The organism is Mesorhizobium sp. UC74_2, from assembly GCF_042701485.1.
GTDB lineage: Bacteria > Pseudomonadota > Alphaproteobacteria > Rhizobiales > Rhizobiaceae > Mesorhizobium.
This window is the reverse complement of record NZ_CP170562.1, coordinates 699,314-714,349: the sequence shown is the minus strand read 5'-3', so window position 1 is coordinate 714,349 and position 15,036 is coordinate 699,314. Positions and strand designations below refer to the sequence as shown.

Below are 15,036 nucleotides of genomic sequence, written 5' to 3'. Positions count from 1 at the left end.
ATTTCATTTTATCATACCAGTCAATTGCCTTGGTATGATAAATGGGGTAACAGAATGGGAGTTGGGAAGATTGCGATAGCCGCTGTCCCCAGTAGTCTCGGCCAGGGAATCAGGAGATCGCCCGCGAGGGAGGAACACATGGCTGACGCGTCGCAGGGATTGTCGGACAAAAAATCAAAGATGCTGCGCCCCCGTGTCATGACGGACATCACACGCGTGATCGCGTCTGACATATTTTCGGGCCGCTACAAGCAAGGCAGCTTCCTGCCGACCGAAAACGACCTGGGTGCCGAACACGGCGTCAGCAGAACCGTGATACGCGAGGCTTTGAAGGTTTTGGCCGCTAAGGGACTGGTGCTGAGCCGTCCCCGCGTGGGCACGATCGTCTGTGACGAGGACAACTGGAACATCATTGATTCCCAGGTGCTTGCCTGGCACGCGCCGCATGCGCTGGACGACAAGCTGTTCGACGCCATTCTCGAAACACGTCGGGCGATCGAGCCGCTTGTGGCGGAACTTGCCGCGACGCGAGCGACCTTGCGTGAAATAGCTGACCTGGAGATGGCGTGGGACGGAATGGCAAACGCAGCCGAGGACATCGTCAAGTTCTCGCGATCGGACATCGCCTTTCACCAGATCCTCTATCGGGCAAGCCACAATCCCATCTTCAGGCAGATCGGCGGGATGATCGACACGGCGCTGAGGTTTTCACTCGAGGCCACCGCCGTGATCTCGCTTGATCGACGCGCCGAGGCGGTGGAAGCCCACCGCGAAGTGGTGGAGGCGCTGCGGCTACGCGACGGTGACGCGGCGAGGAAGGCGGCCGACCACATCCTCGATCTCGCGGCCCGCGACCTGGTGAGCGCCAAGCAAATCAAGAACAGCTGATCCGGACCCGACAAGATGAAGATCACCACCCTCACCACCTATATCGTGCCACCGCGCTGGCTGTTCCTGAAGATCGAAACCGACGAAGGCATCAGTGGCTGGGGTGAGCCAGTCGTCGAGGGGCGCGCGCTTACTGTCGAAGCCGCCGTGAAGGAGCTGGCGGACTATCTCGTTGGCAAGGATCCACGCCTGATCGAGGATCATTGGTCCGTGATGCATCGCGGCGGTTTCTATCGCGGCGGCCCCATCCTGATGAGCGCCATCGCCGGCATCGACCAGGCGCTCTGGGACATCAAAGGCAAGGCACTCGGTGTGCCGGTGCATGAGCTCCTGGGCGGGCGCTGCCGCGACAGCATCAAGGTCTATTCCTGGATAGGCGGCGACCGGCCTTCGGAGGTCGCGGATGGCGCCAGACAGGTCGTCTCCAGTGGGTTCACCGCACTCAAGATGAACGGCACGGAAGAATTGCAGATCGTCGACAGCCACGACCGCATCGACGCCGCGGTTGAACGCGTGGCGACGGTGCGCGAAGCCGTCGGGCCGCATGTCGGCATCGCTGTCGATTTCCATGGTCGCGTGCATCGACCCATGGCCAAGGCACTTGTCAGGGAATTGGAGCCCTATCGGCTGATGTTCATCGAAGAGCCCGTGTTGAGCGAGAACCGCGAGGCTCTGAAAGAAATCGCCGCCATGTCGTCTGCCCCGATCGCACTCGGCGAGCGCCTCTACAGTCGCTGGGACTTCAAGCATGTGTTCGAGGAAGGCGCCGTAGACATCATCCAGCCGGACCTGTCACACGCAGGCGGCATCACTGAATGCCGCAAGATCGCCGCCATGGCCGAAGCCTACGATATCGCGGTGGCTCCGCATTGTCCGCTTGGGCCGATTGCGCTGGCCGCCTGCCTGCAACTCGACGCGGTGAGCTACAACTGCTTCATCCAGGAACAGAGCCTCGGCATCCATTACAACAAGGCCAACGACCTGCTCGACTACGCCAAGAACAAGGACGTCTTTCGCTACGACAAAGGCTTCGTCGCCATTCCCGATGGCCCCGGACTGGGCGTCGAAATCGATGAGGACTATGTCAGGGAACGCGCCCGGGAAGGCCATCGCTGGCGCAATCCGGTCTGGCGCCATGCCGATGGATCCTTCGCCGAGTGGTGATGAGCGGAGCGCTTCTCGACAGGCGCTAGACCCGAGCCTCGTGGATCAGGCCGGCAGCCTTGTGAGCGATCGCCATGGCCGGCGCATTGGTGTTTCCACTGACGATTGTCGGCATCACCGAGCAATCAATCGCGTACAGTCCCCTCACCCCATGGACAGCCATGGACGCCGGGTCGACGACTGCCGAGGAATCGTCCTCGGCTCCCATCCGGCAGGTTCCGACCGGATGGTAATTTGTCTTGACCATTCGTTTGGCATGGGCACGCAAAAGCGGATCTTCGGCGGCCCCGCTACCCGGAACGATTTCTTGCTCTAGCAGGCCGGTCAACGGCTCCTGGCGTGCAAAGGACCGCGCCACCCTCAACCCCTTGATCATCGTTTCCATGTCGCGGGGATCGCGCAGGAAACCACCATCGATTAGCGGCATGGCGTCTGGTTTGTTCGAGCGCAACGTGACGGTCCCGCGCGAATGCGGTCGCAGGAGACAACAGGTCATTGTCAGGCCATCGCAAGGCTCGACGCCGGAGATATCGCGATCGACGTAGACAGTTGGAACGCAGTAGATCTTGAGTGTTGCATCGGCTTCAGCATCGTCGGGATTGACGAAGGCGCAGGCTTCGACACCGATCGACGCGACCGGGCCGGAACCGAACAACAGATACTGCAGTCCGTTGCGGATCATCGGCCAGCCACGATCTTCGCCGAAATAGCCGTAGCGGCCGTTGCTCCTGAAGATGAGGGGTACCTCGCAATGGTCCTGCAGGTTTCTTCCGACACCGGGCAGGTCACAGATTGGCTTGATTTCAAGCGAGCGCAGATGATCGGCCGCGCCGACCCCTGACAGCATCAACAGCTTTGGCGTGTTGAATGCACCAGCAGCCATGATGACGCCGCGATCGGCATGAACGCGTTCGACCTGACCATCGCGACGGAACTCGACACCCGTTGCCCTCCCGGCTTCGACAAGCACACGGTCGACCCTGATTTGCGTGCGCACCTCCAACTTGGAATCTTGCAGAACACGCGACAGAAAAGCATCCGCTGCGCTGCAGCGGCGACGATCCGGTCCGATCGTCGACTGCATGTATCCGACACCACGCTGCCGGCCGCCGTTGAAATCGGGGGTGAAAGGCTCACCGGCATTCTGAACCGCGGCGACAAAAGCGTCCGTCATCGCGCAGTGATGGAACGGTGCCGATACGCTGAGCGGACCGGAATTGCCGTGAGCGGGAGCGCCGAGATGGTCGTTGTTTTCGAGCGCCTTGAAATGATTGAGCATGTCGGCCCACGACCAGTCGTGGCCCGTGCCCAGCATGTCAGCCCAGTTGTCGTAGTCGGCCGCCTGTCCGCGCATGTATACCATGGCGTTCACTGAAGAGCCGCCGCCGAGAACCCTCGCTTGCGGTACGATCGTGCTTCTTCCATCGAGTTGCGGTTGCGGTACCATATGGTACATGTCGAGATAGGTGTCGCGCCCCAGATACTTCATGTAGCCGGCAGGCATGTGCATCAGTGGGCTCATGCGCCGTATCCCGGCCTCCAGAAGCAGCACGCTGGCACCGAATTCTTCCACCAGGCGCCAGGCCGCGACGCAGCCGGAACTGCCACCACCGACGATGATGTAGTCGTAGCGCTTCATGGCCATGGCTCAACTCGGACGCAGCCGCTTTCCATCTGCAGTGTCGAAGAAAAAGATCCGGTCGCGTCCCAGCGTCAGGAAGACCGTCTCGCCGATCTTCACTTTCCGATTGGCGTCAGCCACCGCACAGAAGAGACTGTCGCCCGCCTTGATCGAAACCAGGGTATTCTGGCCAAAGAATTCGGTCGCGAATACCGTTGCAACCATGTCGGCGCCATCCGAACTGCCGACGAGCGCAACATCGTCCGGGCGAATGCCCATCGTGACATCTCCACCAACCGATGCCGGCAGCGCGACTATTTCGAATCCTGCACTGCGGAATTTTCCATCCGACATCGTTCCGCGCAGCAGGTTCATCGGTGGTGAACCGATGAATGCGGCGACGAACAATTCCGAAGGATCGTTGTAGATGTTTTCAGGCGTATCGAGCTGGACGATGCGGCCACCCTGCATGACGGCGACGCGTGTTGCCAGCGTCATCGCCTCGATCTGGTCATGCGTGACGTAAATCGTCGTCGTTCTCATTTCGTGATGCAGATGCTTGAGTTCCGCGCGCATCGAAACACGCAGCTTCGCATCGAGATTGGACAGCGGCTCATCGAGCATGAACAGACGCGGGGTGCGCACGATCGCGCGCGCCAGTGCGACGCGCTGGCGCTGCCCGCCAGACAAGGCACGCGGCTTACGCTCGAGCAGTTCCTCGAGATGGACCCTGCGCGCGGCCGACCTGACGCGCTCCTGGCGCTCATCGGGCCGGATTTTGCGCAGCCGCAGCGGATAGCCGATGTTGTCGGCCACGCTCATATGCGGATAGAGCCCATAATTCTGGAACACCATGGCAATGTCGCGCTCACGCGCCAGCTTGCCCACGACTGACTGGCCACCAATGCGGATGTCACCAGAGGTCACATCCTCAAGACCCGCGATCATGCGCATGGTCGTGGTCTTTCCGCAGCCGGAGGGACCGAGCAACACAAGGAATTCCTCGTCCTTCACGTGAAGATCGAGATGGCGGATGACCTGCACCGCGCCCCAGCTTTTTCCCACATTGGACAGTTCGACGTCGACCAAATGTCCTCTCCTTCATTCCGTCTTGACCATTAATAACTCCGATAATATGAGTATTCAAGACATGAGTTGATCTTGTTGTCGGCATGGCGCCGGCCCACTGGGAGGATGTGATGGACAAGATGAAAATGCCGACGGGAGGACTGCACCTCGCGGTGGACCGTCGCTCGTTCCTGCGCGCGAGTTCGATATTGGCCGCGGGCGGTGTGATCGCTCTACGCTCGGGGCTTCCGGTCCATGCCCAGGAAAACACCGCCGAACTGCTCAAGCTCTATGCTGGCGCGAAGGTGGACTGGCAGAAATACAAAGGCCAGACGATCGTGTTGGGTGGCCTGGAGCATGTTTGGATGCATGCGATCGTGCCCCTGATCCCGCTCTTCACGCAACTGACCGGGATCGAAGTCAAAGTCGAGAAACAATCGGAAACGGAATTCGCTGCCTCCATGCCGGTGAAGCTGGGCGGCGGCAGCGGCACACCAGACGTCTTCATGATCTGGGCCCTTGGCCAGGCCATCTCGGCGAAATGGCTGCAGCCTCTCGATGCATTCAGAGGCGATGCCTCCCTCTTCGATGCGGCCTGGTACGATGAGCCAGACATCTTCTCGTCAGCCCGCAGCTTCGAAAAATGGAGTGACGACGCGTCCTACGGCCTCGCCATCACCGCCGAGGCGCAAACCCTGTTCATGAACAAGTCCATGCTGGATGCGAAAGCTCTTGCCGCACCCGCCTCGATGGACGATCTGCTCAAGCTTGCTGTCACGTTGAAAAGTGAAGATGTGGCAGGCATAGCCATGCGGGCAAAGCCGACGGGCGACGCGGCGCCCTGGACGCTGGCGGGTTTCGTTTTCTCCTATGGCGGCGCCTATGTGACAAAGGACGGCAAGTCCGGCCTCACGATGCCTGAATCGATCGCCGGACTCGAGATGTATGGCAAACTGCTCCGCGAAGCAGGACCGGTCGGCATCGCCAGCTACCATTGGATGGAATGCCTGAACGACTTCATGCAGGGTGCCGTGGCGATCGGCTGCGATTCCTCGAACTTCGCCACCGATATCGAAGACAAGTCGAAAAGCACCGTCTCCGGAAACACGCTGTTCGGCGTCTTGCCGGCCCCTGCCGGCAAAGCCGCCAAACCGAACATGTGGCACTGGATGGCCGGCATCAACGCGAAATCCGCCAACAAGGATGCGGCCTGGCTGTTCCTCATGTGGGCAACGTCGAAGCCCACATCGACCCTGACCGCGGCTGCGGGTCTGGCAACACCGCGCAGCTCAGCCTGGCAGACATCGGCTTTTCGTGACCGCTTCGGCGCTCAAGCCGCAGATGCCGCATTGAAGAACCTGCAGGCCGCCGACGGCGATTTGTTCAAGGCCGCCTGGTTCCACCCGAAAGCTCCTGAAATTCTCGATGCCGTCGGCATCGCCGTCAACGAGGTCGTGACCGGCAGCAAGGATGCCGCCAAAGCCTTTGGCGATGCCGACGGCAAGGTTCGCCAGGCGCTGGGACTATGAGGCCAACAACTGGCGCGAGAAATCGATTGAGACGAGTTGCGCCTGTGACATGGCGCAACTGCCAAAACAGGACGTGATCTAGAAATGGGCGCGCGTACGCGTTTCATCATCCTCATGCTGACGCCGACGACAGTGCTGCTGCTCGGCCTCACCATCTTTCCCTTCATCGCGTCCGTCGCCATGAGCCTCAGCAACTATTCGCTGGTGACACCGGATTCGCTGGCGTTTGCCGGGTTACAGAACTATTTCAAACTCCTGCAGGCGGAAGAATTCTGGACGGCATTGCGCGCAACGGCATTGTTCACCGTGCTTGCAGTCGCCATCCAGCTCACGCTCGGCGTAGCGATAGCCACGTTCCTGCATCACGAAACCAGAGCCGTTCCTCTGCTGCGGGCGATCTATCTTCTGCCCATGGCCATCACCCCCGTTGCCGCCGTCTTCACGTTCCGCATGATGTTCAACCCGTCGCTGGGCGTGTTCAACTATCTGCTGAAGCTAACTGGCCTGCCGGCTCAGGACTGGCTCGGCACGCCGGCGATGGCGATGACATCGCTGTTGATCGTCGATACCTGGCAATGGGCGCCGTTCATGCTGCTGATCGCGGCAGGCGGGCTCGCGGCGATGGACGAAGAACCTCTGCAGGCCGCCAGGATCGATGGCGCGACCGAGACCCAGGTGTTCTTCCATCATACCCTGCCGGCGCTTCTCCCCTATCTCGGCGTCGCCATCGTCTTTCGCGCCATCGACGCCTTCAAGACCTTCGACATCATCTTCGTGCTGACGGGCGGGGGGCCGGGCGTTGCAACCAGGACGCTGAACCTGCTGGCGTACAAACAGGGCATCGAGTTTCTCTCCATGGGTTATGCCGCCGCCATCGCGATCGTCATGCTGGCCATAACCATCGTTGCCGCGCAGGTTTTCCTCCGTCGCATGCGTATGTTCGTGCCGAGGGCAGCGTTATGAAAGCGACGCGTTCCTTGACACCTTTCGCGCGCCGCCTGGTGTTGTCGGCCTTCGCCCTTTGGTGCCTGTTCCCCATCTACTGGCTGGCGATGATGTCCCTGAAGACAGAAGTCGATGCCATGGCGCGGCGGCCCAAATTCCTGTTCGCTCCGATCCTCGACAACTACATCACGGTTCTGTCCGATCCTGCAATCTGGACATACTTTGCCAACAGCGCCATCGTAGCGCTCGTCTCGACGGCACTTGCCTTGCTGATCGGGCTTCCGGCAGCCTATGTGCTGGCACGGTATCGGTTTCGCGCCAACGCCGACTATGGCTTCTGGATCCTGACCACCCGCATGACGCCGCCGGTCGCGGTGCTGATCCCATTCTTCGTGATGTATGTGAAGACGGGGCTTATCGGCACGCATGCCGGCCTCATAGTCGCTCATGTGGCGATCAACCTTTCCATCGTCGTCTGGCTGATGAAGGGTTTCTTCGAGGACCTGCCAGATGAACTGGAGGAGGCGGCAGCCGTCGACGGCGCGACATATTTCCAGGCCTTCTCCCATATCTGCCTTCCCGTCGTCCTCCCCGGAATTGCTGCCGTGGCGATCCTGGCATTCCTGTTTTCCTGGAACGAGTTCCTCTTTGCACTGGTTCTCGGCGGCAACGACGTTCGGACAGTGCCTCTGGGTCTTTATGCCTTCGTCGGCTACCAGCAGGTCCGCTGGGGCGAATTGTCCGCCGCTTCGATCGTGTTGCTGGTTCCCGTACTGGTGTTCGTTCTGGTCTTCCAGAAACAGCTGATCCGCGGCCTGACCATGGGGGCCGTCAAGTGAGCTCCGATCGCATGCAGACAAGATTGGAGTTCGCAAAATGACGAAACTGCGCTCGCAGCATTGGTTTGGAGGCCTTGGCAAGGATGCTTTCATCCATCGCAGCTGGATGAAGAACAATGGCCTGCCAGACGATGCGTTCGACGGCCGGCCCGTGATCGGGATCTGCAATACCTTCTCCGAATTCACCCCTTGCAACGCGCATTTCCGCGGGCTTGTCGAACACATCAAGGCAGGCGTGCTCGAAGCGGGCGGCCTGCCGTTGGAGTTTCCCGTGTTCTCCTGCGGGGAATCCAACCTGCGCCCAACCGCCATGCTGTTCCGCAATCTCGCCTCCATGGACGTCGAGGAGGCGATCCGCGGCAATCCGATGGATGGGGTGGTGCTGATGGCCGGCTGCGACAAGACCACGCCGTCCCTCATCATGGGTGCTGCCTCCTGCGACCTGCCCTCCATCGTCGTCTCCGGAGGGCCGATGCTCAACGGTCGCTTCCGCGGTCGGGAGATCGGTTCTGGCACGGATGTGTGGAAGTTTTCCGAAGACGTGCGCGCCGGCATCATGAGCGAGCGCGAGTTTGCCCAGGCCGAAAGTGCGATGTCGCGCTCCCCCGGTCACTGCATGACCATGGGCACGGCCTCGACCATGGCCTCGATTGTCGAAGCACTCGGCATAGCCTTGCCAGGCAACGCCGCCTACCCCGCCGTGGATGCCCATCGAGCCCGGCTGGCGCGGATGAGTGGCCGCCGCATCGTCGAAATGGTGGAGGAGGATTTGCAACTGTCGCAGGTCCTGACGAAGAAAGCCTTCGAGAACGCGATCCGGGTCAACGGCGCTATCGGCGGCTCGACCAATGCCGTCGTTCATCTTCTTGCAATCGCCGGACGTGTCGGCGTGGACGTCACGCTTGACGATTGGGACAGACTGGGCCGCGACGTGCCAACCATCGTCGATCTTATGCCTTCGGGACGCTTCCTGATGGAGGATTTCTGCTACGCCGGCGGCGTCCCCGCCGTGATGAAAGAGATTGCCGATCTCCTTCATGTCGACGCGCTGACGATAACCGGCAGAACTTTGCGCGATGAGCTCACCGAGGCGAAGAACTATAACCCCCAGGTCATCCGGCCGAAGCATCAAGCCCTGACACAACATGGTGGAATCGCTGTTCTGCGTGGCAACCTGGCTCCCGATGGGGCGATCATCAAGCCTTCCGCTGCTTCGCCGGAACTGATGCGACACCGGGGTCGGGCAGTCGTGTTCGAAGACATCGACCACTACAAGGCCACCATCGACGACCCGACACTCGACATCGACGAGAGCTGCATCATGGTGCTGAAGAATTGCGGCCCGAAAGGCTATCCGGGCATGGCCGAAGTCGGAAATATGGCATTGCCACGGAAGCTTCTGCAAAAAGGCGTACGCGACATGGTGCGCATCTCGGATGCGCGCATGTCCGGCACCGCCTTTGGCACGGTGGTGCTGCATACAACGCCGGAAGCAGCCATCGGGGGGCCCTTGGCGCTGGTACAAAGTGGTGACGTCATCGAGCTTGACGTGGAAGCACGCAGGCTTCACCTCGACGTTTCGGACGAAGAACTGCAGCGGCGGCGCGCGGAATGGGAAGCACCCATTCCCGCCATGTCGAGTGGCTATCAGGGTCTTTATGTCGAGCACGTCTTGCAGGCGGATCGCGGCGCGGATCTCGATTTCCTGGTTGGTTGTCGCGGTCACGCCGTCCCACGCGAAAGCCATTGAGGCACCAGATGCGCAAACTCGATGCCGACAATTTCCAAGGCATTCATGCCATCGTCTACGCGTTGTTCGATGGCGAGGAGCGGTTGGACCGAACCGCGATAAGCAGGCAGGTGGAACTTTGCCTTGGGGCCGGGGCACACGGCATGGCGGCGCTGGGGCTCGCCACGGAAGTCTCGAAACTCACGGAGGCGGAACGCCGTACATTGATGGACTGGGTCGCAGAGGACACCGGCGCAAGAGTGCCGCTCGCCTTCACCATCTTCGGCGCCTCGGTTGGCGAGCAGATCGCCCAGATCCGCCATGCCGAAGGCGTCGGCGCGGATTGGGTCATCCTCCAGCCGCCGCCGGTGGGCAACTATGGTGCGGCCGAATACATCCGCTTCTTTGGACGCGTCGCACAAGCAACCGATCTACCGGTGGCCATTCAAAATGCCCCGGCTTTCTTCGGACGCGGACTGACCGCTGACGAAATCCGCGACCTCGTGAGGCAGCACCCCAACATCAGTCTGGTCAAGGGCGAAGGGCCAGTCGTCGACATAGCCAGCCTGATCTCGCGCACAGAGGGCCGCGTCCCGGTGTTCAACGGCCGGGGCGGACTGGAGTTGACCGACAATTTCCGCGCCGGCTGCCGGGGCATGATCCTTGCCCCGGACTGCATCGACTACGCAGTGCGTGCATATGAAGCCTTTCGTAGCGGCGACGAGGACAATGCGGAGACACAGTATCGAGCGATGTTGCCGGCGGCGGTTTTTGTCATGCAAGGCATCGAGAACCTCATCTGCTATGGCAAGCGCCTGTTCGGTGCTCGTGCCGGCATCCCGATCCACGATCGGGCCCCAGCCCTTCGTCCCGACAAGATCGGGCTTGAGATGGTGGAGCGTTTCGCGGCACAACTCGGCCCGCTGCCAGGTGGATAGCGGGTAACGGAAGGGGACAGCCGACATGGCATTGGCGAGCGACATGATGGAACCTGTTCCGGCTTCCGGGCGAGGTTTGCCGGCGCAGATTGCCGCCCGCATGGGACGCAGCATTTTGCGCGGAGAATTGCGACCGGGCGACAAGTTGCCCAAGGAAACAGACCTGCTGGACCAGCTCCAGGTCAGCCGCACGACGCTGCGCGAAGCGCTCACGATCCTGACCAGCAAGGGGTTCATCGAGGCCAAGCAGCGCATCGGCACCAGCGTTCGTGCACAGGAATTCTGGAACACGCTCGATCCCACGGTCATGTCATGGCATGGCGAACAGAACGAAAAGGCGCTGGCCGAAGAACTGTTCGAAATCAGATCGGCGATCGAACCGCTCGCCGCCGGATTGGCGTCGAGGCGCGCTACCGAGAGCGACCTTGCCCAACTTCGCGCGGCACTAGCGACAATGGCGCAGGATCATTCCAATCCCAAACTTGCCATCGAAGCCGACATCACCTTCCACCTGGGTATCATCCAGGCTGCGCACAACCGATTCCTCACGCCTGTCGGTTCAGTCATCCGTGCGGCACTGACGATCAGTGTCCCGAAGACCTTCACCAGATTCGGTGGTATGGGCCATGCGCTCGGCATGCACGAGGCAATCGTGAAAGCTATCGAGCAGCGAGATCCCGTCAAAGCGACCAAGGCGGCTGAAAAGCTAATTTCCGATACCTATGAGCGGAACTTCGGACAAATGGCAAAAGACCAAACTTGAGTATCTCCGAGACGTGCCCGTCGCGGAAACAACAGCTGCGAAAACAGACATGCATTGACGGTACACGAGATAAGCAGTCCGCCAATTCATGTTGTGCCTGCCAATCACAGCTTCGAAAGACGATCTCCCCGCCGGTTTGCTGAGAAGGACAGGTCAAATGCAGAGGTTGGATGCGCTCGAACCGGACTTTGCGGATGGAAAGTGACCATCAGGAATCGAATGGGCAATGTCGTTGCTCCAACGATTTTTTGGTGCACTTCTGAAGTACAGGTCAAGCTGTCGCCCGGTGTCAATCGAAACCGCCGCCGACCAAGCCTGCAGGTGAAGCCACCTTCCAGGGCATAGATGAACCGCACTCCTTTTTGAGAGAGTGTGAAAAACTCATCCAAAGGATCGGCCAGCTCAACCAACATCGCTTCCGCTGCGTGTGCACGTTCGCTTTGACAGAATGTCGCGAAGTTTTGATTGCCATCAGGTAGCCCTTTCGAGAAGAGCACTCCGGGGTTTTCATCATAGCTTTCGAAAAAGCCTGACAACGGCATAGCAAGTGCAGCAGCGAGCGCGCGTAACGTTTGCAAGGATGGCGAAACAGTCGCATTTTCGATGCGCGAGAGCATTCCGATCGATACTCCCGCCGTGGTGGCGAGTTCCTGCTTGCTGAGTTCCTGCCGCCTTCGATGGTCTCGCACGGCACGACCAATTGCGTGATGTAACAAATCGCGCCGAAGTTTCGGATCCGTTCGAATGTTCTGCTCGCGATCGGCCGTCTCGCCCTTGCGGAAACCGAAGGGGATCGCAACTTCACCGGCTAAGGGTGTTTCGTCGCGCTGCGCGGGGGACATCTTCTTTCCTGGTCTTCGATGATCAAAAACTGAACAAGTCTTCGTAACCTGTAAGCACGCTGCCAAACGCTATGACGGAGATGAAGCTGCGGGGGCACAAGCCACATGGAGGCCCCGACCGTTGACGCGCCGCAACGGGACCCATCCGCGGGGCAGCGTATCCCCAAGCAGGTCGTGTTCGGCAGCGAAGTTAACTATCGCTCGATCGTTCTGCGCTAGGAGACCAATTGTCCCCTTGCATAGCTCTCGTCGCAGACCGCGTTGCCCCCCAAAACTGCGCTTTCCGGGACGCGCGGTAAATCCTATCCAAGGACGCAAGCCCGTGGCGAGGCAGGATTGAATTTGATCCCGACTAAACCACCGACACCGAGGCGGGATGTTTCGACAGCATTGGGATTTTTGGCCCAGACTTCGTGTTTTGCGCCAGCTCGAACGTATGCGACTTTGACCTGGTACTCTGGGCTCCATTCGCCAATGAGACGCAACTCAACCACACGTGCCGGGATCGAAGGCCATGATTGAGATAGGCGCTGCAAGTGTGAAATCTGATAGGATACCAGGCTCATAACAACCACAATTCCAGTGGTGGCGAAAAACACCAGCGTCATTTCCTCAAGGCTCATTTTGGATCTCCAGATATGCGCTCTTCACTTCAGATTATCGCGGGATGTTACCGACGCTCCTCCCTCAAATATGGCTGCCCCAACGCACCGGGTTGGTCGAAGGTGTTTTTGGCTTTGAGAGACGACCACACCATGACTGCCAGGGTTGCGAGGTAGGGTGTCATCAACAGGAAGTACTGTGGAGCATGGATTCCCACCGCCGCGATGCGGGGGATGAGGGCTTCGATTCCTCCGAACAGGAGAGCTCCAAGAAGCACCCGCCAGGGTTGCCACCGCGCAAATACGACAAGTGCGATCGCTATCCAGCCGCGTCCGCCGGACATGCCGTCCACCCAGATTTTCGCAACTCCCACTGAAAGATATCCGCCGGCGAGCCCCATCAGCATGGCGCCAGCCAAGATCGCACCGCAGCGATACGCCGTGACATTGACGCCTGCGGCATCCGCCGCATCAGGTCCGTCTCCCACGGCCCGAAGCCGCAGGCCGATCATGGTTCGGGAGAGAACATAGACGACTGCGGCGAAGATCGGCACCACGAGGTAGACGATGAGGTCGTGCTGGAAAAACAACCTGCCTACCACCGGAATGTGGGCCAACGGGCCGAAATCGAGCTTTCCAAGCCCGGAGACAGGCTGATTGGTCCAGCCAAACTTCACGGCAAGCAGCCCCGTCAGACCTTGGGAAAGAAAGACGATCGCCAGGCCGGCTATGACCTGGTTGACCCTGAAAGTCATCGTCATCATCGCAAAGACCAGCGAAAGTAGCGATGCCGCGACAGCGGAAGCCAGCAAACCGAGATAGGGATTTCCGGTCAGCAAGGTGGCTCCTGCCGCCGCCATTGCTCCCATCAGCATGAAACCTTCCGCGCCAAGCGAAAGCACACCTGACTTTTCGGTAACGATGAGGCCAAGGGCCGCCAGCGCGAAGGGTATTGCGAAGACCGGAACGTTGACCAGCCAATTCAGCACGAAGTCCATGTCTTCACCTCGGCCAGCGCAGACGATAACGAACAAAAAACTCCGCTGACGCGACGGTGATCACGATCACCGCCTGGATCAGTTGCACCATCGATCCCGGGATCTGGTAGAAAACTTGCAGGCTTTGTCCCGCAACGAACAGTATCGCCACGAAAACGGACACCAACGCAGTCCCAAGCGGACTGTTTCGTCCCAGAAAGGCGATCAGAATTCCAGAAAATCCGTAACCAAGGAAGAAACCCTGCGTCATGCGGTATTCGACGCCCGCACTGATGACAAATCCTGTCATTCCAGCGAGCGCGCCTGAAAGAAGGGCTCCAGCCCCCACTATGCCGACGACCGAAAGCCCCATCGCCGCGGCCATTTTGGCGTTGGCATGCACAAAGGCGGTATAGAAGCCGAAGCGACTGACGTTGAAGAGCCACCAGCAAAGGCCGGCCAGCAAGAGTGCCAGCAACAGGCTGTAGCTCAGCGTCTGCCAACCGATGAGAGGTATCCGCTCGACGAGATCGAATTCCGCCGAATTCGGAAATCCGCTCTTTGGATCTTTCCAGGGACCGTAGAGGAGATGCAGCAGAAGGTTGAACGCAACATAGTTCAACAGCAGCGTCGAGATGATTTCGTTCACACCAAGCCGCAGCCGCAGAAAAGCGGGCAATACGATCCAAGCCATGCCACCGATTGCAGCGGCCAGCATCATGAGCCAAATGCGTGTTGAGGGCGGGCCGATATCAAAGATCGCAACGCCCGTCGCCAGGATAGCGCCAGCAATCATCTGGCCCTCGATGCCGATGTTCCAGAACCGAACCCTGAACGCGACCGTTGCAGCCAGTCCCGCGATCATCAGCGGTGCCGTTTGCGTCAGCACGGCCGCGAGACTTGTGAGATTGGTGAAAATGGAAACGACGAACTCGTTGGCGAGATCGAAGAGGCTGATACCCGACGCCACCAAGATCAGCGTGGCGACGATGAGGCCTGCGAGCAGGCCCAATCCAAGTACGCGAGCTTGAAGGCCTAGCGATGCATATTGCCGGACCTCGATTGCCGGGAGCACAAAAAAACGATGCTTGGTTTGTCGTTCGGTGCCGATCGCCATCCGGGCTCGCTCGT

At 59.8% G+C, this 15,036-nt stretch carries 14 protein-coding genes; 8 read left to right on the top strand and 6 right to left on the bottom strand.

The genetic code is table 11. The features are described 5' to 3' along the window. Positions 1-138 precede the first annotated feature (138 nt). Together ACFJIU_RS03275 and dgoD are read left to right on the top strand one after the other, a co-directional pair. Positions 139-888 (top strand): FadR/GntR family transcriptional regulator, encoded by a 750-nt coding sequence (locus tag ACFJIU_RS03275; RefSeq protein ID WP_379072943.1) that lies wholly within the window; start codon positions 139-141, stop codon positions 886-888. Between the two features lie 15 nt (positions 889-903). Next, entirely contained in the window at positions 904-2,052 is a 1,149-nt protein-coding gene (gene dgoD, locus ACFJIU_RS03270; protein ID WP_379067462.1) for a galactonate dehydratase, read from the top strand. A 25-nt stretch (positions 2,053-2,077) separates the two neighbouring features. Here dgoD and ACFJIU_RS03265 read toward each other — a convergent pair whose 3' ends face one another. Continuing rightward, positions 2,078-3,697 carry a GMC family oxidoreductase gene (locus ACFJIU_RS03265; RefSeq protein ID WP_379067460.1) on the bottom strand — a complete coding sequence of 540 codons (1,620 nt, stop codon included), beginning with the start codon at positions 3,695-3,697 and terminating at the stop codon, positions 2,078-2,080. Between the two features lie 3 nt (positions 3,698-3,700). After that, the gene (locus ACFJIU_RS03260; protein WP_379067458.1) at positions 3,701-4,762 is read right to left on the bottom strand and encodes an ABC transporter ATP-binding protein; all 1,062 of its coding nucleotides are present in this window, start codon (positions 4,760-4,762) and stop codon (positions 3,701-3,703) included. Positions 4,763-4,872: 110 nt separating this feature from the next. Between ACFJIU_RS03260 and ACFJIU_RS03255 the strand changes: the two genes are divergently transcribed. The 6 genes from ACFJIU_RS03255 to ACFJIU_RS03230 all read left to right on the top strand — a co-directional run bounded on the left by ACFJIU_RS03255 (position 4,873) and on the right by ACFJIU_RS03230 (position 11,484). Next, positions 4,873-6,270 (top strand): extracellular solute-binding protein, encoded by a 1,398-nt coding sequence (locus ACFJIU_RS03255; RefSeq protein ID WP_379067456.1) that lies wholly within the window; start codon positions 4,873-4,875, stop codon positions 6,268-6,270. Positions 6,271-6,354: 84 nt separating this feature from the next. Beyond that, the gene (locus tag ACFJIU_RS03250) at positions 6,355-7,233 is read left to right on the top strand and encodes a carbohydrate ABC transporter permease (protein WP_379067454.1); all 879 of its coding nucleotides are present in this window, start codon (positions 6,355-6,357) and stop codon (positions 7,231-7,233) included. A gap of 14 nt (positions 7,234-7,247) precedes the next feature. Then, the gene (locus ACFJIU_RS03245) at positions 7,248-8,054 is read left to right on the top strand and encodes a carbohydrate ABC transporter permease (RefSeq protein ID WP_379067452.1); all 807 of its coding nucleotides are present in this window, start codon (positions 7,248-7,250) and stop codon (positions 8,052-8,054) included. A gap of 37 nt (positions 8,055-8,091) precedes the next feature. Beyond that, positions 8,092-9,804, top strand: coding sequence for an L-arabinonate dehydratase (gene araD / locus ACFJIU_RS03240; protein ID WP_379067450.1), 1,713 nt, complete (start codon positions 8,092-8,094; stop codon positions 9,802-9,804). Between the two features lie 8 nt (positions 9,805-9,812). Beyond that, positions 9,813-10,721 carry a dihydrodipicolinate synthase family protein gene (locus ACFJIU_RS03235; RefSeq protein WP_379067448.1) on the top strand — a complete coding sequence of 303 codons (909 nt, stop codon included), beginning with the start codon at positions 9,813-9,815 and terminating at the stop codon, positions 10,719-10,721. A 31-nt stretch (positions 10,722-10,752) separates the two neighbouring features. Then, the gene (locus tag ACFJIU_RS03230) at positions 10,753-11,484 is read left to right on the top strand and encodes a FadR/GntR family transcriptional regulator (protein WP_379067446.1); all 732 of its coding nucleotides are present in this window, start codon (positions 10,753-10,755) and stop codon (positions 11,482-11,484) included. A 104-nt stretch (positions 11,485-11,588) separates the two neighbouring features. Here ACFJIU_RS03230 and ACFJIU_RS03225 read toward each other — a convergent pair whose 3' ends face one another. From ACFJIU_RS03225 to ACFJIU_RS03210, 4 genes are all read right to left on the bottom strand, one after another. Continuing rightward, positions 11,589-12,326 (bottom strand): helix-turn-helix domain-containing protein, encoded by a 738-nt coding sequence (locus ACFJIU_RS03225; protein WP_379067444.1) that lies wholly within the window; start codon positions 12,324-12,326, stop codon positions 11,589-11,591. A 302-nt stretch (positions 12,327-12,628) separates the two neighbouring features. Continuing rightward, positions 12,629-12,949, bottom strand: coding sequence for a DUF3592 domain-containing protein (locus ACFJIU_RS03220; RefSeq protein WP_379067442.1), 321 nt, complete (start codon positions 12,947-12,949; stop codon positions 12,629-12,631). Positions 12,950-12,996: 47 nt separating this feature from the next. Beyond that, positions 12,997-13,926 carry an ABC transporter permease gene (locus tag ACFJIU_RS03215; RefSeq protein WP_379067440.1) on the bottom strand — a complete coding sequence of 310 codons (930 nt, stop codon included), beginning with the start codon at positions 13,924-13,926 and terminating at the stop codon, positions 12,997-12,999. Between the two features lie 4 nt (positions 13,927-13,930). Continuing rightward, entirely contained in the window at positions 13,931-15,022 is a 1,092-nt protein-coding gene (locus ACFJIU_RS03210; RefSeq protein ID WP_379067438.1) for an ABC transporter permease, read from the bottom strand. Between the last annotated feature and the right edge of the window lie 14 nt (positions 15,023-15,036).